At 73.5% G+C, this 21,117-nt stretch carries 26 protein-coding genes; 14 read left to right on the plus strand and 12 right to left on the minus strand.

Annotated elements, in window-relative coordinates; translation table 11 throughout:
• The first annotated feature begins 1 nt into the window (after window position 1).
• The 5 genes from AKI01S_RS02565 to AKI01S_RS02585 all read left to right on the plus strand — a co-directional run bounded on the left by AKI01S_RS02565 (window position 2) and on the right by AKI01S_RS02585 (window position 4,248).
• Window positions 2-937, plus strand: coding sequence for a VOC family protein (locus AKI01S_RS02565; RefSeq protein WP_067811860.1), 936 nt, complete (start codon window positions 2-4; stop codon window positions 935-937).
• Window positions 938-943: 6 nt separating this feature from the next.
• The gene (locus AKI01S_RS02570) at window positions 944-1,870 is read left to right on the plus strand and encodes a fumarylacetoacetate hydrolase family protein (protein ID WP_067811862.1); all 927 of its coding nucleotides are present in this window, start codon (window positions 944-946) and stop codon (window positions 1,868-1,870) included.
• Entirely contained in the window at window positions 1,867-2,649 is a 783-nt protein-coding gene (locus tag AKI01S_RS02575; protein WP_067811865.1) for an SDR family NAD(P)-dependent oxidoreductase, read from the plus strand. Before AKI01S_RS02570 ends, AKI01S_RS02575 begins: the two co-directional genes overlap by 4 nt.
• Before the next feature lie 111 nt (window positions 2,650-2,760).
• The gene (locus tag AKI01S_RS02580; protein WP_083998783.1) at window positions 2,761-3,780 is read left to right on the plus strand and encodes a hemopexin repeat-containing protein; all 1,020 of its coding nucleotides are present in this window, start codon (window positions 2,761-2,763) and stop codon (window positions 3,778-3,780) included.
• 9 nt (window positions 3,781-3,789) lie between these two features.
• Window positions 3,790-4,248 (plus strand): HEAT repeat domain-containing protein, encoded by a 459-nt coding sequence (locus AKI01S_RS02585; RefSeq protein WP_067811868.1) that lies wholly within the window; start codon window positions 3,790-3,792, stop codon window positions 4,246-4,248.
• A gap of 33 nt (window positions 4,249-4,281) precedes the next feature.
• Here the strand turns inward: AKI01S_RS02585 and AKI01S_RS02590 are convergent, their stop codons facing one another.
• The 5 genes from AKI01S_RS02590 to AKI01S_RS02605 form a co-directional block, all read right to left on the minus strand.
• Window positions 4,282-5,364 carry a hypothetical protein gene (locus AKI01S_RS02590; protein WP_067811870.1) on the minus strand — a complete coding sequence of 361 codons (1,083 nt, stop codon included), beginning with the start codon at window positions 5,362-5,364 and terminating at the stop codon, window positions 4,282-4,284.
• 42 nt (window positions 5,365-5,406) lie between these two features.
• On the minus strand, window positions 5,407-5,538 hold the full coding sequence (locus AKI01S_RS54150; RefSeq protein WP_281185811.1) for a hypothetical protein: 132 nt from the start codon (window positions 5,536-5,538) through the stop codon (window positions 5,407-5,409).
• Window positions 5,539-5,800: 262 nt separating this feature from the next.
• The gene (locus tag AKI01S_RS02595) at window positions 5,801-6,397 is read right to left on the minus strand and encodes a maleylpyruvate isomerase family mycothiol-dependent enzyme (protein WP_067811872.1); all 597 of its coding nucleotides are present in this window, start codon (window positions 6,395-6,397) and stop codon (window positions 5,801-5,803) included.
• Window positions 6,398-6,454: 57 nt separating this feature from the next.
• Complete coding sequence (locus tag AKI01S_RS02600) at window positions 6,455-6,973, minus strand: DinB family protein (protein ID WP_067811874.1); 519 nt, start codon at window positions 6,971-6,973, stop codon at window positions 6,455-6,457.
• A 93-nt stretch (window positions 6,974-7,066) separates the two neighbouring features.
• On the minus strand, window positions 7,067-7,531 hold the full coding sequence (locus tag AKI01S_RS02605; protein ID WP_067811876.1) for a guanyl-specific ribonuclease: 465 nt from the start codon (window positions 7,529-7,531) through the stop codon (window positions 7,067-7,069).
• A gap of 294 nt (window positions 7,532-7,825) precedes the next feature.
• Between AKI01S_RS02605 and AKI01S_RS02610 the strand changes: the two genes are divergently transcribed.
• From AKI01S_RS02610 to AKI01S_RS02620, 3 genes are all read left to right on the plus strand, one after another.
• On the plus strand, window positions 7,826-8,713 hold the full coding sequence (locus AKI01S_RS02610; RefSeq protein WP_067811879.1) for a hypothetical protein: 888 nt from the start codon (window positions 7,826-7,828) through the stop codon (window positions 8,711-8,713).
• 90 nt (window positions 8,714-8,803) lie between these two features.
• Window positions 8,804-9,484: a cellulose binding domain-containing protein gene (locus AKI01S_RS02615; RefSeq protein ID WP_067811881.1), complete on the plus strand. Its 681-nt coding sequence runs from the start codon at window positions 8,804-8,806 to the stop codon at window positions 9,482-9,484.
• Between the two features lie 52 nt (window positions 9,485-9,536).
• Window positions 9,537-10,091, plus strand: coding sequence for a GNAT family N-acetyltransferase (locus tag AKI01S_RS02620; protein ID WP_067811883.1), 555 nt, complete (start codon window positions 9,537-9,539; stop codon window positions 10,089-10,091).
• A 4-nt stretch (window positions 10,092-10,095) separates the two neighbouring features.
• Here the strand turns inward: AKI01S_RS02620 and AKI01S_RS02625 are convergent, their stop codons facing one another.
• The gene (locus AKI01S_RS02625; RefSeq protein ID WP_067811884.1) at window positions 10,096-10,710 is read right to left on the minus strand and encodes a class I SAM-dependent methyltransferase; all 615 of its coding nucleotides are present in this window, start codon (window positions 10,708-10,710) and stop codon (window positions 10,096-10,098) included.
• A 52-nt stretch (window positions 10,711-10,762) separates the two neighbouring features.
• Window positions 10,763-11,524, minus strand: coding sequence for a deoxyribose-phosphate aldolase (gene deoC / locus AKI01S_RS02630; RefSeq protein ID WP_067811886.1), 762 nt, complete (start codon window positions 11,522-11,524; stop codon window positions 10,763-10,765).
• A 133-nt stretch (window positions 11,525-11,657) separates the two neighbouring features.
• Here deoC and AKI01S_RS02635 point away from each other — a divergent pair, with 133 nt between their 5' ends.
• A complete protein-coding gene (locus AKI01S_RS02635; RefSeq protein WP_067811890.1) occupies window positions 11,658-12,386 on the plus strand; it encodes a GntR family transcriptional regulator in 729 nt (242 codons plus the stop codon).
• A gap of 178 nt (window positions 12,387-12,564) precedes the next feature.
• Here AKI01S_RS02635 and AKI01S_RS02640 read toward each other — a convergent pair whose 3' ends face one another.
• The gene (locus AKI01S_RS02640) at window positions 12,565-13,407 is read right to left on the minus strand and encodes an NmrA family NAD(P)-binding protein (RefSeq protein WP_157419619.1); all 843 of its coding nucleotides are present in this window, start codon (window positions 13,405-13,407) and stop codon (window positions 12,565-12,567) included.
• 109 nt (window positions 13,408-13,516) lie between these two features.
• Here AKI01S_RS02640 and AKI01S_RS02645 point away from each other — a divergent pair, with 109 nt between their 5' ends.
• Entirely contained in the window at window positions 13,517-14,512 is a 996-nt protein-coding gene (locus tag AKI01S_RS02645; protein ID WP_067811894.1) for an AraC family transcriptional regulator, read from the plus strand.
• 3 nt (window positions 14,513-14,515) lie between these two features.
• Here AKI01S_RS02645 and AKI01S_RS02650 read toward each other — a convergent pair whose 3' ends face one another.
• Window positions 14,516-15,718, minus strand: coding sequence for an MFS transporter (locus AKI01S_RS02650; RefSeq protein WP_067811896.1), 1,203 nt, complete (start codon window positions 15,716-15,718; stop codon window positions 14,516-14,518).
• Window positions 15,719-15,815: 97 nt separating this feature from the next.
• Here AKI01S_RS02650 and AKI01S_RS02655 point away from each other — a divergent pair, with 97 nt between their 5' ends.
• Window positions 15,816-16,400, plus strand: coding sequence for a TetR/AcrR family transcriptional regulator (locus tag AKI01S_RS02655; RefSeq protein ID WP_067811897.1), 585 nt, complete (start codon window positions 15,816-15,818; stop codon window positions 16,398-16,400).
• 57 nt (window positions 16,401-16,457) lie between these two features.
• On the opposite strand, the gene AKI01S_RS02660 is transcribed toward AKI01S_RS02655, so the two are convergent.
• From AKI01S_RS02660 to AKI01S_RS02670, 3 genes are all read right to left on the minus strand, one after another.
• Window positions 16,458-16,679, minus strand: a complete 222-nt coding sequence (locus AKI01S_RS02660; protein WP_067811898.1) for a hypothetical protein — start codon at window positions 16,677-16,679, stop codon at window positions 16,458-16,460.
• 75 nt (window positions 16,680-16,754) lie between these two features.
• Window positions 16,755-17,441 carry a maleylpyruvate isomerase family mycothiol-dependent enzyme gene (locus AKI01S_RS02665; protein WP_067811899.1) on the minus strand — a complete coding sequence of 229 codons (687 nt, stop codon included), beginning with the start codon at window positions 17,439-17,441 and terminating at the stop codon, window positions 16,755-16,757.
• A gap of 78 nt (window positions 17,442-17,519) precedes the next feature.
• Window positions 17,520-18,116: a hypothetical protein gene (locus AKI01S_RS02670; protein WP_067811900.1), complete on the minus strand. Its 597-nt coding sequence runs from the start codon at window positions 18,114-18,116 to the stop codon at window positions 17,520-17,522.
• A gap of 245 nt (window positions 18,117-18,361) precedes the next feature.
• On the opposite strand from AKI01S_RS02670, the gene AKI01S_RS02675 reads away from it, so the two are divergent.
• The 3 genes from AKI01S_RS02675 to AKI01S_RS02690 all read left to right on the plus strand — a co-directional run bounded on the left by AKI01S_RS02675 (window position 18,362) and on the right by AKI01S_RS02690 (window position 21,030).
• Window positions 18,362-19,396, plus strand: a complete 1,035-nt coding sequence (locus AKI01S_RS02675; RefSeq protein WP_067811901.1) for a hypothetical protein — start codon at window positions 18,362-18,364, stop codon at window positions 19,394-19,396.
• Between the two features lie 187 nt (window positions 19,397-19,583).
• On the plus strand, window positions 19,584-20,219 hold the full coding sequence (locus AKI01S_RS02680) for a hypothetical protein (RefSeq protein WP_067811903.1): 636 nt from the start codon (window positions 19,584-19,586) through the stop codon (window positions 20,217-20,219).
• A gap of 319 nt (window positions 20,220-20,538) precedes the next feature.
• Window positions 20,539-21,030, plus strand: coding sequence for a GNAT family N-acetyltransferase (locus tag AKI01S_RS02690; protein WP_067811906.1), 492 nt, complete (start codon window positions 20,539-20,541; stop codon window positions 21,028-21,030).
• Window positions 21,031-21,117 lie beyond the last annotated feature (87 nt).

Raw genomic sequence — 21,117 nt, forward strand, 5'->3', positions numbered from 1 at the left:
CATGACCCGACTGATCACCCATCTCCGCCACGTGGACCTGGCGGTGCCCGACTACGACCGGCAGCGCGAGTTCTACGCGGGCGTGTGGGGCCTGACCGAGGTCGCCAGCGACTCCGGCCTGTCGTTCCTGGCCGCCGAGGGCTCGCCCGAGCAGTACGTCGTCCGGCTGCGCCGCGCCGACGAGAAGCGCCTGGACCTGGTGGCGTTCGGCGCCGGCAGCCCCGCCGAGGTGGACGCCCTCGCCGAACGCCTCGGGCAGGCGGGCGTCCGGCTGGTCTCCCAGCCCGGGAAGATGGACACCCCCGGCGGCGGCTACGGCTTCCGGTTCTTCGACATCGACGGCCGCACCATCGAGGTGTCCGCCGACGTCGCGGTCCGCGGGCACCGCAGGCTGGAGGCCAAGGAGGCGGTCCCGGTCCGCCTGTCCCACGTCGTCCTCAACTCCCCGGACCTGGACGCGACCCGCCGCTGGTACGAACGGCACCTGGGCTTCGCGCTCAGCGACACCCTGTCCTCCCCGCGCATGGGCGAGGTCATGCACTTCATGCGCTGCAACCCGCAGCACCACAGCGTCGCCCTCGCCAAGGGCCCGCACACCTCGCTGCACCACATCTCGTTCGAGATGCGCGGCCTGGACGAGTACATGTACGGCACCGGCCGCCTGCTGCGCGCGGGCGTCCGCATGATCTGGGGACCGGGCCGCCACCTGGCCGGGGACAACACCTTCTCCTACTTCCTGGACCCGCACGGCAACACCGTCGAGTACACCACCGAGCTGGAACTGCTCGACGAGGACACCTGGCACCCCAGCGTCCACGACTTCTCCCGGCCGGAGGTCACCGACCAGTGGGGCACCGCCAACCCCATGAACGAGCTGGTCGCCAAGGAGTCCTTCAACGACCCCGACCGCGGCGTGTTCGTCGCCCCTCCGGTGTGATCCGCCATGCGCATCGCCCGCTACGAACACCACGGTGAACACCGCACCGGCCGCGTGGAGGACGACGGGATCCACCCGTTCCCCGAGGGCGTCACGGCGCTGACGGCCACCGGCGACGCCCCGACCGGGGAGCCCGTCCCCCTGGCGGAAGTCCGCCTGCTCCCGCCCGTCCAGCCGCCGAGCGTCCGCGACTTCGTCGCCTTCGAGGAGCACGTCGAGGGGGTGCGCGCGGCGGTGGACGGCGCGTCCGGGGTGCCCGACGCCTGGTACGAGGCCCCGACGTTCTACTTCACCAACCCGCACGCCCTCGTCGGCGCGCACGACGACGTGCCGGTGCCGCCGGGCTGCCACGCGCTGGACTTCGAACTGGAGGTCGCGGCCGTCATCGGCCGCGCCGGACGCGACCTGACGCCCGAACGGGCCCGCGACCACATCCTCGGCTACACCGTCTTCAACGACTGGTCGGCCCGCGACCTCCAGGCCCGCGAGATGAGGGTCGGCCTCGGCCCCTGCAAGGGCAAGGACTTCGCCACCACCCTCGGGCCGTGGCTGGTCACCGCCGACGAGCTGGAGCCGTACCGCGACGCCGACGGCTTCCTGCGCCTGGCCCTCACCGCCGAGGTGAACGGCGCGGTGGTGGGCCGGGACCTGCTGTCCAACATGGGCTGGCCGTTCGAGGACCTGGTCGCCTACGCCTCGCGCGGCGCCGAGGTCCGCCCCGGCGACGTGCTCGGCTCGGGCACCTGCGGCAACGGCGGCTGCCTGGCCGAGCTGTGGGGACGCAACGGGGAGCGGACCCCGCCGCCCCTGCGGCCGGGCGACACCGTCACCCTCACCGTCGAGGGCATCGGGACGGTCGCCAACACGGTCGTGCCGGGCCCGGACCCGCTGCCGGTCCCGCCCGCCCGCCGGCGGCCGCGCACCCGGCCATGACCCGCGCCGCCGGAAAGATCGTGGTGGTCACCGGCGCGGCCCGCGGCCAGGGCGCGGCGCACGCCGCCGCCCTGGCCCGCGCGAGCGCGACCGTCGTCGCCACCGACCTCGCCACCGCCGCCCCCGCGCCGCCCGGGGTGACCTACCGCCGCCTCGACGTCACCTCCGAACAGGACTGGACCGACCTGGCGGCCTGGCTGCGCGCCACGCACGGCCGGGTGGACGGCCTGGTCAACAACGCCGGGATCACCCACCGCACCCGCGTCGGCGACACCGCCGTCGCCGACCTGGAACGCGTCCACCGCGTCAACGTCACCGGGGCCCTGCTCGGCATCCAGCACCTGGCGCCGCTGATGCCGCCCGGCTCCTCGATCGTCAACATCGGCTCGGCGGCGGCCCTGACCGGCCACTACCCGGTCGCCTACACCGCCAGCAAGTGGGCGCTGCGCGGGGTGTCCCGGGCGGCCTGCGCCGAGCTGGGCCGCCTCGGCATCCGCGTCAACACCGTGCACCCCGGCTTCATCGAGACGGAGATGACGGCCTCGGCCCCGGCGGCGTTCCGCGAGGCGAGCGACGCCCAGACGCCGCTGGGCCGCCCCGGCACGGTCGAGGAGGTCTCCCCGCTGGTCGTCTTCCTGGTCTCCGACGAGTCCTCCTACATCACCGGCGCGGAGATCCCGGTGGACGGCGGCTACACCGCCCACGGCGGCGCCAAACCCCTCTCCGACGCCCTTCGCGCCCCGTCCGACCCGCCCGTTCCGGAGCGGCACTGGCCATAGTGGGACAGAATTGCGCGGAGCCCTTTTCGACCTTGACCCTCCCCGGGAGCGGGACGACGATGACGGAACACATTCCGCCGCATCGCGGAATCCGGCCCGGGGGAGGGCTGAATGGGGATCGACGCTGCGCTTTTCTCTGGCCCCAAATGCTATTTCTTCAAAGGGGCCCGGTATATCCGGGTCACCCGGGGCGAGACCGGTCCCGGCACCGTGGACCCCGGTTATCCCGCGCCGATCTCGAATTGGGGTTGGCCGTCGGGGTTCGGCGGGAACGGCATCGACGCCGCCCTGTATTCGGGGTCGAAGACCTACTTCTTCAAGGGGAACCGGTACATCCGGGTCACCCGGGGCGAGACCGGTCCCGGCACCGTGGACCCCGGTTATCCCGCGCCGATCTCGAACTGGGGTTGGCCGTCGGGATTCGGGGCGAACGGCATCGACGCCGCCCTCAACTCCGGCTCCAAGACCTACTTCTTCAAGGGAGACCAGTACATCCGGGTCACCCGGGGCGAGACCGGTCCCGGCACCGTGGACCCCGGCTACCCCGCGCCGATCTCCAACTGGGGCTGGGACCGCGAGTTCATCGTCGTCCACTTCAAGTCCCTGCTGAAGATCGACTCGGCCGTCCAGGACTTCATCGACGACCAGTTCGGCGCGATGCGCGACCTGTTCACCCGGTCCCGCATCGACGTGCGCCGCGGCTCCATCGAGGACCTGAGCGGCGACAGCGACCTCGACTCCCTGCTCGTCCTGGACGTGGGCGCGTGCCTGCTCGGCCGGCCCACCGAGGAGCACGAGGAGCTGTTCGCCCACCGCGGCGGCGCCGCCGACACCGACCTGGTCATCTACATCGTCCAGATGCTGGACGGCGGCGACGGCAACCTCGTCGGCTGCGCCACCCACCCGTCCGGCAAGCCCGGCGCGGCGGTCGTCGTCACGAGCTCGCGGTGGCTGCTGGCCCACGAGGTGGGCCATGTCCTGTCCCTGCGGCACGTGCCCCGCACGCCCACCACCAACAGCGACTTCCTCATGTGGCCGAACACCGGCTGGACCAACGTCCCGCCGGACGTGAGCGCCGCCGAGACGACGAAGATGCTCGACAGCGCCCTGACCCGGCCCGACCCGTTCTAGGAGCCCACCATGGCGAAATCCCAGGCCGAGCTCCGCGCGCAGCTCAGCGACATCGAGCCCGACGAGCACACCTACGCCGGGATCGGGCCCGAGGACGTCGAGGCGCTCACCGCCCTCATGCACGACGAGGAGGGGTGGCTGGCGGCGCGCGCCGTGCACGCCCTGAGCCGCGTCGACGACAGGTCCGCCCGGCGGGCCGTCCGGTCCGCCGCCGAGAGCCCCCGGCTGGAGGTCGCGGCCGCGGCCGCCTCCTGCGCCACGCGGCTCCCCGGCCGCGAGGCCGACGAGGTGCTGGCGCGGCTGCTGGACGACCGGCGCCCCGCCGTCCGCAAGGTCGCCGTGCGGTCGGTCACCGACCGCAACGCCTCGTCGCTCCGGCGGCGGGTCGCCGACCTGGCGTCCTCCGACGACGACCCGCGCGTCCGCGACGTGGCCGGACGGAGGTCGAGTTCCTTCACCGCGGACTGACCCTCGCGATGACCGCGGCGAGAAGCCCTGGCCTCAGTCTCCGGTGACGGCGGTCGCGCTGTCGGGGTGACCGCGGTCGGCCGGGTCGGGCCTGGCGCCCACGGCCCACATCGCGGACGAGCCCGGAACCGCCGCCACGGCGTCCGGGCTCGTGCCCGGCGGCAACGGCGCCTCCCGCCAGGCGTCACCGGCGCGCCGGTACAGCGCGCGCCGCGAGCCGTCGGGGGCCAGGGCGACGACCCACGGCGTTCCGGTGGCGTCGACGGCGACGTCCCCGACGGCCGGCTGCGGCATCGGCGGGGCGGAGAACGTCCAGGCACCGCCCTTCCAGTGCCCGACCTCGCCGTTGCCGGACACCCACACCTCGTCGGCCGAGACGGGCGCGACGTGCTCCAGTCCCCAGCCGGGCGGGCGGCCGGGGGCGTCCGGCACGGGAACGTCGTGCCAGGACGACCCGTCCCAGCGCAGCACCACGTAGTTGTCGGTCCAGTTGTTCCGGCGCCTGCCCACGGCCCAGACCTCGGTCGCGGTCCGCGCCCTGATCTCGGCGATCGACTCGACGTGGCCGGGCACCGGGACCTCCACCCAGGCGTCACCGGCGCGCCGGTACAGCGCCCACTCGCCGTGCACGGCGCCGGGCCTGCCGTTCTTCAGCCAGACCCCGGCCGGGCCCGCGTCGAGCACCTCCGGCTCCCTGCCCGGCGGCGGCGCGACGGGCTGGAACGCCGCCCCGTCGAACCGCGCCAGGTAGTCGCGCTGCCTGTCCCACCACCCGGTGCTGAGCCAGACCCCGGAGGGCCCGACGGCGAGACGCGGAGCCCATCCGGGCCCGCCCCACCCGTTCAGCGGGTACTCGCGCCACGCCGCGCCGTCCCACCTGCGCACCACGGGACTGCCATGGCTGACGACGTTCACGGGATGGGGGAGGACCTTGTACCCCTGGTACCCGGCGACCCAGACGTCCCCCGGCCCGGTCGCGGCGACGGCGCGCAGCCCGCTGTCCCGCCACAGGAACGGCAGCGGCACGGCCCGCCACGCCCCGGCCTCCGCCGCGAGCGCCGGAGGGGACGTCAGCAGGAGGGCCCCCGCGACACAGCCGAGCCGAAAGATCCGCATGCGCGCATCATGGCCCCCGCCCGCCGCCGATTTCTCCACCGATCACTGACAAGATTCCCCGCTCTTTTGTGTCTCCGGGTCGGGAAGCGGGCCCGCGTACACGACCGGGGACACGCCCAGCACGCCCACGTCGAAGTCGTGGGCGAGGATGAGGCGCCGTGCCGTCTCGGTCACGTACGTCGTCCGCCCGGATCGACGCGGAACAGCGGCCCCGCGCCGGGCGAGGCGTCCAGCGCCATGCCGCCGACCCACGATCGCCCGGCCGAATCGCACGCCCCATCGTTCAGCCGCGGCCCCGCCCCCGGCACGCGGCGCGACCATCCCCGACGTCGCCGCGTGCGTCGAAGGAACCGGCTCCCTCCACGGCGCGGTGTGGAGCTGGGCGCGGGGGAGGTCGGCATGGGCGGCGAGCTGGTCCGGGCCACCGAAGCCGAGGTCACGGCCCCGCGGGCGGGGCGATCGCGCGGCCGGTCGCCCACAGCAGCAGGTCGCCCGCCGGGGCCCGCACCTCGGCGGGCCCCTCCCCGGCCGACCAGTCGGCGTCGGTGGCGACCAGCCGCGTGCCGCGCATGCGCTGCCGGGCCCCGTAGAACCGGCTCGGCAGGACGTGCTCCAGCCCGGCGATCGCGGGCTCGACGGGCATCTCCCGGACGCGGCCGAGCGGCTGGGCGATGTCCTGCCCGTGCACGAGCACGTCGACCAGCGGGTCCAGCGGTCCCGCACCGGGCGCGCGCCGCGCCGAGCCCGCCGTCTCGCGGATCTGCGCGATGAGCGCGGCGGGCGGGAACGCGGCGGCGCGCTCGCGGGCCAGGTCGGCGGTCATGCGGTTCCAGTCGCCCCGCGCCCGGACCGCGCGCCAGAGCACGAGCGGCAGCGTGGTGCGCGTGGACAGCGTCAGGTGCGCGGCCACGTCGCGCGCCGTCCAGCCGGGGCACAGGGACGGGACGTCCCACTCGTGCGGGCCGAGGTCGTCCAGGAGGTCGGCGAAGTCGAGCCGTTCGGCGCGGAGCCAGGAGAGAATCGTGTCCGTCATGTGATGACGACGAACGGACCCCGCCCGGATCGACAGCCCCGCCCGGATTTCCCGGGCTCAGGCTTTCCGCGTGCCGTGGAGGTTGTGGAGCAGGCCGACCTCGGCGACGTTCTTGGTGAGCTCGACGGTCACCCAGCCCGCCACGTCGGCCAGGCTCTGGTCCGTGGCCCAGGGCAGCGAGGCGGGGGCGTCCAGGTCGGCGTCGGACAGGCCCGTCAGCCGGGAGCGCCACTCGTCCTTCAGCCCGCGCAGCCACCCGGCCGTGGCGGCGGCCGAGCCCGGCCAGGCGATCTCCTCGCGGTCCGGCGCGCCGGACCCGAAGCAGTGGCCGAGCGTCGTCGTCCACCAGTAGCCGATGTGCCAGGTCACCCACGCGATCGTGACGGCGGGGACGGGGTCGGGCTCGGCGTCGGCCCAGTCGGCGACCCAGCGGTCCCCGGCGCGGCGGACGGTCCAGCAGTGCGGGGCCGGTTCCCACAGGAACGCGGCGTCGTCGAGGTCCGTCAGGTGGTACTCGAACAGCGCCCAGGCGATGTCGAGCTGACGGAGCAGCAGTTCGGTTCGGGTGGTGGTCACCCGCGGGAGTGTGGCACCGGCGCCGTCGCGGGGCCATCGTATTTCCGGGCCGTACCGCCGGGCGGCCGCACGCGGGCCGCCCGGCGGCGGGGATCAGCAGGTGAAGTCGATGTGGGAGAAGCTGCGGTAGTGGTCGGCGGTGTAGTACATGCCGTCGTCGCCCTCGTGCCCGGCGGTCACGATCCGGCGGGCCCCGCGGGTGGAGGAGCCGGGCGTCTTCACCGTGTACTCGTGATAGTGGCCGCGCGGCTTCTGGGGCAGGATGCCCTCGCGGTTCTGGAAGACCGTTCCGTCCTTGGGATAGGGGAACGGCCCACCCTTCTCGATCAGTGCGATGGTGTCGTGGGCCTGCGAGGGGAGCTTCGACTCGCAGATCAGCCGGATCGCCGCGGCCGTGGTCGCGGGGGCGGTGGCGGTGGTGGCGCTGACGGCGACGGCGACACCGGGAACGGGAACCGGTGCGGCGACGGCGGACACGGTGGGGGCGACCAGCCCGGCGGCCAGCAGCGGCACCACCAGCAGCGCGCGGCGCAGACGGGAAAGGCGGGGGGTGTGCATGACGCAGAGTGTGGACATAGCGCCCCCATCCGGGTCAATGTCCCGCCGGGCGGTTCAGCGAAAATTGATGATCATGTCACTCCGCGTTCGGCACGCCTGTCCCGGCCACGGCTCACGGTTGTGCGCGCCACGGCCCCGTAGGCGTCGATCGGGGGAGTCTCGGGCATCGGGCCTCCTCGCCGCGGATCTCCGCCGGGGCCGGTCGCGGGCCGGTCGCAGCCGGACCGCTGTCCGGTCTCCGACATGGCCGTTTCCTGCAAGACGGGGCCGCCCCCGGTGGTCGAGGCTGGTCCCATGACCGCTGACCTCTCCGCGGCCGCCGCGTTCATGGCCGGGCACGCCCGCGTCCTGGACCGCCGCCGCTTCGAACTGCTGACCGAACGCGCCGACCCCGCCGCCGTGCTGGCCGCGCTGGACGGCTACCGCAACGCCGACGGCGGCTACGGCTGGGGCCTGGAGGCCGACCTGCGCTCCCCGGAGAGCCAGCCCGGCGCCGCCCTGCACGCCTTCGAGGTCCTGGTGGACGTGGCCCCGGCCACCACCCCGCGCGCCGTCGAGCTGTGCGACTGGCTGGAGTCGGTGACGCTGCCCGACGGCGGCCTGCCGTTCGCGCTGCCGCTGACCGTCACCGCCGCGACCGCCCCGTGGTGGCAGGGGGCCGACCCGAACGCGTCCGCGCTCCAGATCACCGCCGTGACCGCCGCCGTCGCCCACCAGGTCGCCGCCCACGCCCCGGCCGTCGCCGCCCACCCCTGGCTGGACCGCGCCACCCGCTACTGCCTGGCCGCCATCGACGCGCTCGACGAGGCCCCGTTCGCGTACGTGCTGGCGTTCGCGGTGCGGTTCCTGGACGCCGTCCATGACAGCCGCCCCGAGGCCGCCGACCTGCTGCGCCGCCTCGGCAAGCACGTGCCCGCCGACGGGCGCGTCCACGTCGAGGGCGGCACCGACGACGAGTACCTGACCCCGCTGGACTTCGCGCCGTTCCCCGGCCGCCCGGCCCGCGCGCTGTTCGCCCCCGAGGTGATCGACGCCGATCTGGACCGGCTGGAGGCGGGCCAGCACGACGACGGCGGGTGGTCCGTCGACTACGCGCGGATCTCCCCGGCGGGCGCCCTGGACTGGCGCGGCCACGCCACGGTCCGCGCCGTGGACCTCCTGCGCCGGAACGGGCGCCTTTGACGATCTTCTCCTGGTACATTCACGACGCTCCCATGACAGGGCAGGTGACGCCTGCTTCCTCGAGCGTTGCGGGATGAACTGGGGGGAACGTTGAGCGAGAAGGCCGACCGTGGTCCGGGCAGGCACCGGGCCGCGTCCGGACGGCTGCTCGGAAGGCCGGTCCTGGCGGGCGCGGCCGGTCTGGTGGTCTGCGGGACGGCGGCGTTCGCCCTGACCGCCGCCGCCGGGGACGACGGGCCCCGCCGCACCCTGGCGGCCCCGCCCGCCGCGCCGACGCCGGAGGGCGGCCCCGTCCCGGAGGAGACCTTCGGCGAGGACGTGCCGCCGAAGTCGAGCGCGTCGGCCGCCGTCACCACCAAGCCCTCGCGGTCGGCCTCGGCGTCTCCGTCGGCCTCGGCCTCGGCCTCGGCGTCGGCCTCCCCGTCCCCGAGCGGGTCCTCGTCCCGTCCCTCGGCGCCGGTCGGCGGCCTGGCCGCCTCCTACACCACCTCCAACAGCTGGGGCTCGGGCTTCATCGGCACCGTCACCGTCGTCAACCGGGGCGCCACCACCATCTCGTCCTGGCAGCTTTCGGCGGTGTTCTCCGGCCGGACCATCCTGTCGACGTGGACCAACAGCGGCTCGACCAGCGCCAGCCACTCGGGCAACCGCCTGGCGACCACGGGCCGCTCGCTGGGGCCCGGCCAGAGCATCCAGATCGGCTTCCAGGCCAACGGCGGCGCGGCCGCCCCCTCCTCCTGCTCCCTGAACGGCCGCCCCTGCTCCGGCTGACCGGCCGTAATCTCCGTGGCGGCGGGGGAGCGGGGTTGTTACGTTCGACGGCATGACAACGGACACGGCCCCGTCGTTCACCTGGCGGCGGGTCACCGAGGAGGACTTCCCCCTGCTGCGGGCCTGGCTGGAGCAGCCGCACGTGGCCCGCTGGTGGAACCACGAGACCTCGCCGGAGGCGGTCCGGCGCGACTTCGGCCCCAGCGCGCGCGGCGAGGAGCCGAACGAGGACCTGCTGGTGTTCCTGGACGGCCGCCCGCTCGGCCTGGTCCAGCGCTCCCGCTACCGCGACCACCCCGAGTACCGCGACGAGCTGGCCCCCCTCACCGAGGTCCCCGAGAACGCCGTCAGCCTGGACTACCTGATCGGCGATCCCGGCAGCGTCGGCCGGGGCCTGGGCCCGGCGATGATCCGCGCCCTGGTGGAGCGCACCTGGACCGACCATCCCGAGGCCGGTTGCGTCATCATCCCGGTCGTGGCGGCCAACCGGGCCTCCTGGCGGGCCCTGGAGAAGGCGGGCCTGCGCCGCGTCGCGGAAGGCGACCTGGAACCGGACAACCCGATCGACGACCGCCTCCACTACGTCTACCGCATTGACCGCCCCTAGCCGGTCAGCGGGCGGGCTTCTCCCAGGTCAGCGAGTACCGGCAGAGCACGTGCCGGTGGTAGCGGACGCCGGGCAGCAGCCGCCGGGCCGCCGAGCGCACCTGCCCGTAGCTCATCCGCGGGTCGGCGGTCGGCATCCCTCCGGGGCCGGTCGCGCGGCGCAGCACCTTGGTGATCCGGACGACCGGGGCCGCCGCGACCGTCGCCGCCCGTTCCGCCGGGGTCGCCGAGCGGGCGAGGCCGACCACCACCAGCCTCCCGCCGGGGCGCAGCAGGTCGCGCATGCGGGTGAGGGCGGCCTCGAAGTCCATGTGGTGGATCGTGGACACCGAGCAGACGAAGTCGTAGCCCCCGGCGGGCAGGTCGGCGGTGAGGAAGTCGCCTTCGACGAAGGTGAGGTCCGGGTGACCGGCGGCGTGCCCGCGGGCGCGGGCGATCATCTCCGGTGAGCTGTCGACGCCGGTGACGCGCTCGGCCCGCCCGGTCAGCTTCCGCGCGAGCAGGCCGTCCCCGCAGCCGACGTCCAGCGCGTCGCCGCACCCCTCGGGGACGGCGCGCAGGATGTCCGGGTGCCGGGCGACATTGGTGTTCCAGTAGGGGTTCGGGGCGGTCCCGTGCATTTGATCATCGTAGGCGTTCACCGGATCTCCCGGACGCGGCGAGCCACGGGACTCAGTAGCCCGCCGGGTCGGAATCCGCCGTCTCGGCGAGGGGTGCTCCGCCGTTGTGGCGCCGTTCCAGTTCGCCGAGGATTGCGGCGGTGGCCGTCGCCCCGAACCGCGTGGCGCCGAGCCGGTGGAAGCGCAGCAGCGCGTCCAGGGTGCGGACGCCCCCGGCCGCCTTGACCTGGACGGCGGGCGAGACCGTCTGGCGCATCAGGGCGATGTCGGCGAGGGTGGCCCCGCCGGCGGCGAATCCGGTGCTGGTCTTGACGAAGGCCGCGCCCGCGGCCTCGGCCGCCCGGCAGCCGGCGACCTTCTGATCGTCGGTCAGGAAGTGGTTCTCCAGGATCACCTTCACGGGGCGTCCCTGGGCGGCCTGGACCACGGCGGCGATCTCGTGCTGGACGAACGCGGCGTCACCGGCGCGGAGCCGACCGATGTCGATCACCATGTCGATCTCCCGGGCGCCCAGGCCGACCAGCTCGGCGGTCTCCGCGACCTTGGTCCGGGTGGTGCAACCGCCGTGCGGGAAGCCGACGACCGTGCCGACGGCGACCCGGGTGCCGCGCAGCGCCGCGACGGCCGCGGTGACGTCGGCGGGGCGCACGCACACCGAGGCGGTGCCGTACTCCCGCGCGACCGCCAGGCCGGCCTCGACCTCGGCCCGGGTCAGTTCGGGACGCAGCAGCGAGTGGTCGATCATCCCGGCGACCTCGTCGCGGGAGGGCAGGGGGCCGTCCCAGCGGAGGACCTCGGTGGGGGCGACGGACATGGCGGGTTTCCCTTCGGGTGGACGGAACCGGCGACGCGGTGAGCTGTCTAGACAATCTATACAAATAGAGAGCCGGTGTCGACCGCCGTCACACTGGAAGCCGACCGTCCGACCACCGCGAAGGAACCGCCCCATGGCCGCACCTCGACCGCTGCACGCCCGCATCGCCGAGCAGTTGCGCCGACGCCTCGACGCCGCCGCCGACGGCGACCCGTTCCCCTCGGAGACGCAGCTGGCGCAGGAGTTCGGCGTCGCCCGCATGACGGTGCGCGCCGCCCTGGCCGGGTTGCAGCGCGACGGCCTGCTGGAGCGCGTCCCCGGCCGGGGCAGCTTCGTGCGCAAGACCGCGGCCACCCGGCCCGTCGGCACCCTGCTGAGCTTCTACGACCAGGTCCTCGCCATGGGCAGGACGCCGCGTTCGCGCGTCCTGGAGGCCGGCGTGCGCCCCGCCTCCCCGGACGAGGCCGCCGCCCTGTACCCCGACGGGACGCCGGGGGCCGCCTCCGTGATCGCCATCAACCGCGTCCGGTTCTTCGACGACCTGCCCGTGGCCATCGAGCACGCCAGGTTCCCCGCCGCCCTCGACGCGCTGCTCACCGCCGACCTGGAGACCGGCTCGCTGCACCACGCGCTGCGCCGGCTCGGGCTGCATCCCACGCTCGGCTCCTCGGTCCTCGGCGCGCGCACGGCCGACGATGACGCCGCCCACCTCGGCGTCGACCCCACCACGCCGATGCTCGTGGAGACCCGGTCCGTCCTCGACCAGGACGGCAGGCCCCTGGAGTACTCCGTGAGCTCCTACGTGGCCGACCGCTACGCGCTCAAGGTCGACTTCTCCGTCGTCACCCCGTCGACGACCTAGGCCGTGTTTCAAAGCCCTGGCCTACGGCGCTCGCCCCGGGGGGGCTCACACCTCACCAGGTCTTGGCGAGCGCGACATCGCTTCGCGATCTGGCCTGCGGGCCCTCGCCTCCGGCCTCGGGCCCGCAGGTCAGGTAACGCGCTCGCGTGCGCGGCTGAGGCCCACTTTGAAACAGACCCTAGGCGCCCGCCCAGACGCCGGTGGGGGCGGTTCGGGCCACATAGGACTCGAAGCCGGCGGCGGGGCGGCCGAGGACCCGCTCGACGCCGTCGGTCGGCCCGACGAGGGCGCCGCGGCGCATCAGGTCGAACATCTGCGTGAGCGTCTCGGCGTCCGCCTCGTCCCAGCCCTCGCCGACGAGTTCCTTGATGTACTCCTCCCGGCTCAGCTCGACGTACCGGATCTCCCGCCCGGCCGCCTCCGCGATGGTCGCCACGGCCTCCCGGAACGTGATCCCGCGCGGCCCGGTCACGTCGACGACCTCCCCGTCGCGCTCCGGGTCGGTCAGCAGCGCCACCGCGACCGCGGCGACGTCCTCCACGTCCACGAACGGCTCGGGCGTGTCGTCGAACGGCAGCGCCAGCCGCCCCGCCACCAGGGGCGCGTGGAAGATGTCCTCGCTGAAGTTCTGGGAGAAGTTGTTGGGCCGGACCACCGCCCAGGACGCGCCGCTGTCGCGCACCGCCGCCTCACCGGCCACCATGTCCGTGCCGAACGTCACCCCGCCCACGCCGAAGTGCTCCGACCCGCGCGCCGACAGCGCCACGAACCGTTCCACGCCCGCGTCCGCCGCGCGCCGCACGAACGCCGCGACCGGCGCCGGATCCGTCGGGCACACTAGGTAGAGGGCGCCCGCGCCCCGCACGGCGGCGTCCCAGGTGGACTCGTCGGTCCAGTCGAAACGCGTCTCGGCGGAACGCGACAGGGCGCGCACCGGCCGCCCCGCCTCCCGCAGCCGCCGCACCACGCGCCGCCCGGTCTTGCCGGTCGCGCCGAGCACGGCGATGGGCCTGTCATCCATGGTCACCTCACGGTTCGTCGTCGTCATGTGAGGAAGTCAACCGGGCGCGGCCGAGACGGGCCATGGCTGAGAGGCTCACCCGCATGTCCGTGCGTCTACGCTCGGGATCATGGACGCGCTCACCGACCTCCTCGACGGCGTTCGGGCACGGGGTGCCCTGTTCAGCCAGACCCTGTTCGACCCCCCGTGGGGGCTGCGGTTCGCGACCCGCGCCCCGCTCCACCTGGTCGCGATGCTCCGCGGGACGGGCTGGGTCGTGCCGGACGCCGGGGAGCCGGTCCGCCTCGAAACCGGCGACGTCGCGATCGTCCGGGGGCCCCGGCCGTTCACCGTCGCCGACCGGCCCGGCACGCCGCCGTGCTTCGTCGTCCACGACGCCGAGACCTGCACCATGCCCGACGGCTCGGAGCTCCGCGACGAGATCCGGATCGGCCCCCGCCTGTGCGGCATGGGCCGGAACGAGACGGACCTGCTGCTGAGCGGGATGTACGAGGTCGGGTCCGAGGTCAGCCGCCGTCTGCTGGCCGCGCTCCCGGAGGTGCTGCGCGTCCCGGCGGCCGAGTACCGCTCCTCGGCGATGGACCTGGTGACCGAGGAGATCGCCAGGGACGCGCCGGGCCAGCAGGTGGTGCTGGACCGGCTGCTCGACCTGGTGCTCATCTCGACCCTGCGGCACTGGTTCGACCGCCCCGACGCCCGGCCGCCCGCCTGGTACGCGGCGATGAGCGACCCGGTCGTGGGCCGGGCGCTGCGGCTGATGCACGACGACCCGGCCCGTTCCTGGACGGTGGCGTCGCTGGCGGCCGGGTGCGGGGTGTCGCGCGCCGCGCTGGCCCGCCGCTTCACCGCCATGGTCGGCGAACCCCCGATGGGCTACCTGACCGACTGGCGCATCACCCTGGCGGCCGAGCTGCTCCGGGGCACCGACGCCACGGTCGGGGCGATCGCCCGCCGCGTCGGCTACGCCAACGCGTTCGCGCTGAGCGTCGCGTTCAAACGCCTGCGGGGCGTGACCCCGACCGAGTACCGCGACGACGGCGGCCGCGCCGGGGACCGTCCCGCCGCGCTCCACCCCGAGCCGTTCGCCGACGCCGCGGCGCGATGACGGTCACCGTGGGACCTCGTCGGCACGCGCGCTCCACACCACCAGCGCGGCTGCCAGGGCGCAGGCCCCGCCGAGCCACAGGACACCTCGCAGAGCGAGCGAGTCGACGACGACGCCACCGGTCAGCGCGCCGAGGCCGATCGACAGGTTGAACACCGCCACCCACAGGGAGGAGGCCGCCTCCACGGCGTCCGGCGCGGTCCTGATCATCCAGGTCTGCAGTCCGACCGACACACCGCCGAAGGCCAGACCCCAGACGACCAGCAGGACGGCCCCGCTGACCGGCCCCCGGCCCAGCAGCGGGTAGAGCGGCATCGCGGCCGCCAGGACCACGGCGATCGCCAGCACGGTCCGGTGCGGGGCACGCGACAGCGCGGCTCCGGCGGCGAAGTTGCCGACCATGCCCGCCAGGCCGAACCCGAACAGCAGCGGGCCGACGAGCCGTTCGTCGATCCCCGACAGTTCCTGGAGCGCCGGGCTCACGAAGGTGTAGGCCGAGAAGTGGCCGGTCACGATGAGGAACGTCGCCAGGATGCCGACGCGCACGCCCCTGTTGCGCAGCTGCGCGGCCAGCAGCCGCGGCCGGACGGCCCGGGAGGCGGTCAGCGGCGGCAGCACGGCCAGCAGGGCGAGCAGCACCAGCAGCGCGAGGGCGCTCAGCGTGGCGAAGGCGACGCGCCAGCCGGTGAACTCGCCGAGCAGCGTGCCGAGCGGCACGCCGAACACGTTCGCGGCCCCGACCCCGCCGAAGATGACCGCCGTGGCCCGCGGCACGTCCGCGGGCGCCACGAGCCGGACGGCCAGGCCGCCGGCGACGGCCCAGAAACCTCCGACCGCCACCCCGACCAGCACCCGGGAGGCCACCAGGACGGCGAAGCCCGGCGCCAGGGCCGAGACCACGTTGGCGAGCGTCATCAACCCCATCAGGCCGAGCAGCAACAGGCGCCGGTCCAGCGCGCCGACGAGCACCGGGACCAGCGGCGCCGCGACCGCGGCGACCAGGCTGGGCACCGTCACCATCAGCCCGGCCGTCCCCTCGGAGACCGACAGCGACGACCCGACGGCGGTCAGCAGCCCGATCGGCAGTTGCTCGGCGGTCACCAGCAGGAACGTTCCCAGGGCCACGGCGGCGACCGCCGGCCGGCGGCTCCGTCGCGGGTCCCGGGACCCGGCCGCCGGGACCGCGGCCTGTTCGGTGGACGTCACCGGATACCTCCTCACTCATTTGGGAGCGATCGCTCCCATATGTCGGGGGACCCTAGTATGGGAACGATCGCTCCACAAGTGGGATAGGGTGAGGGGCATGGCCCGACCCCGACAGTTCGACGAGCGGGACGCTGTCGTCAGGGCGACCGACCTGTTCTGGCGCCGCGGCTACAACGCCACCTCGGTGCGCGACCTGGGCGCCGAGCTCAAGCTCACCCCAAGCAGCCTGTACCGGACGTTCACCGACAAGCACACGCTGTTCCTCCGCGCGCTCGACCACTACCGGGCCACCGACTCCGCCGAGGCCGAACGACGGCTGGACACCGCGGGCCGTCCGGTCCGCCAGGTCCTGCGGGACTGGATGCTGTGGCTGGTCTCCTGCCCGTCCGGCGGGGAGTCCGGCCGGGGCTGCTTCGTGGTCAACACCGCCACCGAACTCGGCACCGCCGACGACCAGGTCCGCCAGCGGACCGAGGCCGCCTTCGAGGTGACCCGGCAGGCCGTCCGGTCCCTGCTGGACCAGGGCCGCCGCAACGGTGAACTGCCGTCCGACCTCGACCTCGACGCCGCCGTGGAACTGCTGTTCACCACCGTCCTCGGCCTGCGGGTACGGGAACGCGCCGGCCACGACCCCGCCCGCCTGACCACCGCGATCGACGCCGCACTCCGCACCCTCACCTGAGCCCGCCGACCAGGGACGACACCACGCCCACCGCGACGAACGGCCCCGACGCACGCGTCAGCGGATGGGCGCGGTCTCGACGTCGCGGTCTTCGCCGTCGGCCCACAGCCACTCCCACCGGCTCGGGGCGACCATGGTGACGCCGTTGTGCAGCTCGGGCGCGCGTGGGTCGAAGTCCACCCGGCCGGGGCGGTCTCGGTCGCGTTCGTGCCGGTGAGCCGCCAGGGCTGACGGCCAGGGCCCCCGGTGGCCGGTGGGGTCGTCTTCGCCGTCGGTCACGCGTCCCGTCGAGCCCGGCGTGCCCCTGCGCCCGCCCGCGCCATGACTCCTGGCAGGGGGTTTCCCCGTGCCGCGTCAGGGGACCAGCGGCCCGGCCAGTACTTCCAACCCCGCCTCGCGGCTCCCATCCCAGGTCACCGATTCGGCACCCCAGGACTTGCGCCCCCACAGCATGAGCAGCAGGTCCTCGGCGGTGCCCGAGACCTCCGCGACCGGCTCACCGGGCCCGTACGTCCAGGAGCGGCCGGTGTCGGTGGCGGTGATCCGCACGGCCTGCTCGGGATGGGTGGCGGCCCCCTTGGCGATCATGCGGGGCGTCATGGTGTCGAAGACCTCGGCGACGCCGTCGGCGGCGAGCGCCGGGTCCATCGGCGTCGTCGAGCCGAGCGCGTGCTCGCCGTCCCACCGGTGTATCAGCGTCTCCTGGCTGCGGCGCCGACGCCAGAATCCGACCGTATGGGGCGGGAAGAACGTCCACGCCTCGGTCGAGGGATCGACCGACAGGGCCTGCACGAGCGCGTCAGCCGTCGCGGCGTACCAGGCCTTGAGAGCGGCCCGGTCACGGGGTGCGGCGCTCTCGTCATTGCTGTCGCCGTGCCCCTCCCTCACCGCCGCGACGACCCACAGGTTCCCCGCCCCCAGGTGCACGGCCAGATCCACCAGCCTCCAGTCGCCGCAGTGCTCGACCGGAGCCGACAGGTCCCCATCCAGCAAGGCGCCGAACGCGTCCAGTTCACGCCGAAGTGCGACCAGGTAATCCACGGCGCCAAGATACAGCTCACCGACTACGCGGGACCCGCCGCACGAAGGCGCACGGCCTGAACGTGGTCGCCGCCCGCGTCAGTCCGGTGACCAGTATCTGTCGGGGTTCTCGTCCGTCTTCGGGTCGGTCAGGTGGACGCGTTCCTCGCCTGGATCGTCGTCCTCGGGCCGCCGTATGAGGAACTGCGCCAGTACGACCGTGCCGAAGATCAGGAAGAACGGAACGGTGATCATGGCGAAGGCGGCACCGACCTTCGCCACGGAATCGAGGATGCGGTCCCCGGGTCCGCTGGTCGCCAGATAGGCGATCAAGCCGCCGATGCCACCGAGGGCGAGCCCCGCATAGATCCACACGGGGATGGGGGAGGAGAGGCGTGGAGGCGGTAGGACGACGGGTGGCGACCTGAACGTCCTGTGTTCCGCGTTCCGCTGGATGAGTTGCGCCAGGCGCAGCGCGTCCTTCTCCGGCAGGTTGCTCAGCAGCTCGTCGAGTCTGGCGGCGGTGAGTCGTGCGTCGGTCTCTCGGACGTCGGGCCGCCGGCCGAAGGGGGAGGCGCTCTTGGGGGTCGTGACGGAAGGGGGCGTGGTCTCGGGTTCGTCGGACGTGGGTTTCGGGATCCACCTGCCGTTGACGAAGGTGTAGTCACCAGGCTTTCTGGACTTCCGCTCAGCCATGCGCAGCGCCCTTGATCGTCCGGGGGTCCACGATCACTCTTCGCCAGAGTAGCCACACTCCTCGCGATCACAAGCCCGGCGCCGAGCTCGCCACCGACGATGCGCCCCGGCGCGCTGTGTGAGCGGCTCGGTAGCGGGTGGACGCGGAAAGTCGGTAGCGGTCACCGATGTCGGAAGGGCGACGGAGACGGAAAGTGAGGTGTGTCCGCGAAAGACGCGGGACGGAGAGAACCAGAGGAACGGGAATGACGACAACCGATACGGGGATTCCGGCGGAGGCGATCGAGCATCTGCGGGCGGTCCAGGCCGCGCGGGACGCCGCACAGAACGAGCGCTTCGTGGCGGAGGGCGAGCAGGTCGCCGCCCGGTTCGCGGCCGAGCAGCGCAAGATCGTGACGCCGGAGGCGCAGGAGAGGCTCCGGCGGCGCGGCAGCGAGCTGCGGTTGCCCGAGAACGCCGGCCTCGATGCCAAGAACCGGCGGGCGGCGTCCATGCGCGCCTACGCCACGGAGCTCGGCGTGGACCTGGTCGCCCTGGACCGGATGCGCGCGGACTTCGCGACGCGGGCCAGGGCCCTCAACGAGCTCGGGCGCACCGGCGGTGTCGAGCTGACGTGGAAGGGGCAGGCGGAGGACGCCGAGCGGACCTCGGCCAAGCGCAACTACGACGGCTGGTGGGACCCGGGGTACTCGTGGTCGTCGAGCCGGCCCGGCGACTTCGCGATCTGGAACGCCGACACCTACTTCGACACCGTCACCAACCGGACGGGCAGCCACATCCGCTACCGGCAGCGGGAGACCGGCGACAAGACCACCTGCTCGATGAGCTGGCGGAACGGCTACATGGTGCTGTACACGCCGAGCGTGACGGGCGGCGTCGTCGTCGACATCGACCTGGCCTGCCAGATCAGCAAGTTCTTCATCGACACCGACAACGAGCCGGGCTCCTCGGCCTGCGACGTGTCGCTGACCCAGTCGGTGCAGATCGAGTTCTACAACTCGTGGGCGGACGCGGTCCCGGTGGAGACCCGGGTCGAGCACATCGCCGTCACCGGCACCTCGAATCCGGAGAACTGGCAGGACTACACCGCCGTGCCTTCGTGGAAGCTCCTGCACGCGCGGATCCCGTCGTTCAAGACGTACCAGGCCGGGCACCAGCTGGCGATCTTCGTGTCGACCCGGAACCAGGCGACCGGCATCAAGCTCGACGACACCCGCCTCACCGCGGGCGTCAACGCCGCCTACTACGTGGACGACATCGTCGTCAGCCGCCTGATCTGACCCCGCCTCCGCGGCCCGGCCGACCCCAGGACGGCCGGGCCGTCGGTCATCGCCGTAATCCAGGCCATACAGACAATGTCGTTTATCTGTGTCTAGGGTGGTCCTGCGGCGATCACCGACCAGTGCTGGGAGGACCCGTGCCGCGGACGATGACGTTCGACGCCGGACCGCCGGCGGTGAGGTTCCGATGAGCGGACAGGGCCCCTACGCGCGGATCATGGGCACGCTGATCCTCGGCGGCGCGGCGTTCGCCGTGGTCTCCTTCCAGAAGGGCCGGGTGCCGCTGGGCGTGCTGTGCGCGCTGGTGGCGGCGGCCGCGCTCGCGCACATGGTCGTCTCGGCCATCGCGGCGCGGCGAAGGTGGCAGGAGGAGATGGGCGGGACCGCCGCCTCACCGTACGCGGCCGACCCCCGGGTGCGGCGCGCGGCACATCACGCCGCGGTGGCCTCCGGCGCGTTCGGCGTGTGCGTGGCAGTCCTGACCCTGCTGCTCGTGATGTTCGCCGCCGGGAGCGGCGGTCTGGAATGGCTCCTCATCATCGCGATCCTTCCCGCCATGATGAGCGTGAGCCTGCTGACGGCGGCGGTACGGATGGCGAAGTACCAGGTCTACGGCGTGGCCAGCGCGATGCACACCTTCCACATCGTGTTCGTGGTGGGTGTCATCTTCGCCTTCAGCCTGCTGGGCAAGCAGTGGCTGATCGCAGGCGGCGACGCCGTGGCGATGATCGCCGCCGTGGGCGTCTACCGCCTCCTGTCCCGGGCGGAACGGGCGTTGGGCGGCCCCTCGTCGGCCTCCGCGGGACCCGGCCGGATCGGATAGCGCGCGGGTCGAGCGGCCCGGGCCGGGTCTCGAACGCGGCCATGAGCGGGTCGGTCACCTGCGCGGACGCGTCGTCGGGCTTGCCGGCCGAGGCTCGCGGTGGTGGTCCTCGCCCTCCTCGAATTCCAGCGGGTCGACGCTCATCGGGTGGCAGTGGCCGCCGAGCACCTGCGGATATCCGCCGCATGCGGCGTCCGGGCCGCGACGAGCTCCATCCGCCGCGTCGGAGCGCCGTTCTCCTCCTGCAAGATCAAGGTCGGGATGCAACCTGGCGTTCGCGGTTCGGCCGCCTTCCGGGGCGTTGGTTAGGGTCTGTGCCATGTCCGTTGTGCCCGGTCTCGCGCTGCGTCCCGCGACCCGCGCCGACCTTCCGGCGGTGCTCGCCCTGCTCGCGGACGAGGACGACGTGGTGGACCCGGCGACGGTCATGGTCACGCGGGCCCATGAGCGCGCCTTCGCGGCGATCGACGCCGACCCGCGGAACGAGATGCTGGTCCTGCTCGAAGAGGTCGACGACCGGGGCGAGGGCGGCACGGTGGTGGGCTGCCTGCAAGCGACGTACATCCCGGGGCTCGGCAAGGGCGGCGCCGAACGGGCCCTGATCGAGGCGGTGCGGATCCGTGCGGACCGTCGCGGCGGCGGGCTCGGCCGGACCCTGATGGAGCACGCGATCGAACGGGCACACGCGCGCGGCTGCGCGCTCGTCCAGCTGACCAGTGATAAACGGCGCGAGGATGCGCACCGCTTCTACACCGGGCTGGGCTTCGCGCGCAGCCACGAGGGATTCAAGCTCGTGCTCCAGGCGCGCTGACCGCGCGGTCGCCGACGTCTCGGCGCGTTCCGTCGTGGCGTCGTCCCGCAGGGCCGGCCTGGCGCCTGGCCGCGCCGGTCCGCGCCT

Origin of the sequence: Actinomadura kijaniata NBRC 14229, assembly GCF_001552175.1 — a bacterium.
Taxonomy (GTDB): domain Bacteria; phylum Actinomycetota; class Actinomycetes; order Streptosporangiales; family Streptosporangiaceae; genus Spirillospora; species Spirillospora kijaniata.

Excerpts from the sequence above, each read along its gene's own strand:
- AKI01S_RS02655 (WP_067811897.1), top strand. The coding sequence starts at position 15,816 with ATGGCCCGACCCCGACAGTTCGACGAGCGGGACGCTGTCGTCAGGGCG.
- AKI01S_RS02680 (WP_067811903.1), top strand. The coding sequence starts at position 19,584 with ATGAGCGGACAGGGCCCCTACGCGCGGATCATGGGCACGCTGATCCTC.
- AKI01S_RS02625 (WP_067811884.1), bottom strand. The coding sequence starts at position 10,710 with ATGCACGGGACCGCCCCGAACCCCTACTGGAACACCAATGTCGCCCGG.
- AKI01S_RS02565 (WP_067811860.1), top strand. The coding sequence starts at position 2 with ATGACCCGACTGATCACCCATCTCCGCCACGTGGACCTGGCGGTGCCC.
- deoC (WP_067811886.1), bottom strand. The coding sequence starts at position 11,524 with ATGTCCGTCGCCCCCACCGAGGTCCTCCGCTGGGACGGCCCCCTGCCC.
- AKI01S_RS02605 (WP_067811876.1), bottom strand. The coding sequence starts at position 7,531 with ATGCACACCCCCCGCCTTTCCCGTCTGCGCCGCGCGCTGCTGGTGGTG.
- AKI01S_RS02640 (WP_157419619.1), bottom strand. The coding sequence starts at position 13,407 with ATGGATGACAGGCCCATCGCCGTGCTCGGCGCGACCGGCAAGACCGGG.
- AKI01S_RS02620 (WP_067811883.1), top strand. The coding sequence starts at position 9,537 with ATGACAACGGACACGGCCCCGTCGTTCACCTGGCGGCGGGTCACCGAG.
- AKI01S_RS02590 (WP_067811870.1), bottom strand. The coding sequence starts at position 5,364 with ATGCGGATCTTTCGGCTCGGCTGTGTCGCGGGGGCCCTCCTGCTGACG.
- AKI01S_RS02580 (WP_083998783.1), top strand. The coding sequence starts at position 2,761 with ATGGGGATCGACGCTGCGCTTTTCTCTGGCCCCAAATGCTATTTCTTC.
- AKI01S_RS02670 (WP_067811900.1), bottom strand. The coding sequence starts at position 18,116 with ATGGCTGAGCGGAAGTCCAGAAAGCCTGGTGACTACACCTTCGTCAAC.
- AKI01S_RS02635 (WP_067811890.1), top strand. The coding sequence starts at position 11,658 with ATGGCCGCACCTCGACCGCTGCACGCCCGCATCGCCGAGCAGTTGCGC.
- AKI01S_RS02595 (WP_067811872.1), bottom strand. The coding sequence starts at position 6,397 with ATGACGGACACGATTCTCTCCTGGCTCCGCGCCGAACGGCTCGACTTC.
- AKI01S_RS02690 (WP_067811906.1), top strand. The coding sequence starts at position 20,539 with ATGTCCGTTGTGCCCGGTCTCGCGCTGCGTCCCGCGACCCGCGCCGAC.
- AKI01S_RS02645 (WP_067811894.1), top strand. The coding sequence starts at position 13,517 with ATGGACGCGCTCACCGACCTCCTCGACGGCGTTCGGGCACGGGGTGCC.
- AKI01S_RS02585 (WP_067811868.1), top strand. The coding sequence starts at position 3,790 with ATGGCGAAATCCCAGGCCGAGCTCCGCGCGCAGCTCAGCGACATCGAG.
- AKI01S_RS02575 (WP_067811865.1), top strand. The coding sequence starts at position 1,867 with ATGACCCGCGCCGCCGGAAAGATCGTGGTGGTCACCGGCGCGGCCCGC.
- AKI01S_RS02610 (WP_067811879.1), top strand. The coding sequence starts at position 7,826 with ATGACCGCTGACCTCTCCGCGGCCGCCGCGTTCATGGCCGGGCACGCC.
- AKI01S_RS02570 (WP_067811862.1), top strand. The coding sequence starts at position 944 with ATGCGCATCGCCCGCTACGAACACCACGGTGAACACCGCACCGGCCGC.
- AKI01S_RS02675 (WP_067811901.1), top strand. The coding sequence starts at position 18,362 with ATGACGACAACCGATACGGGGATTCCGGCGGAGGCGATCGAGCATCTG.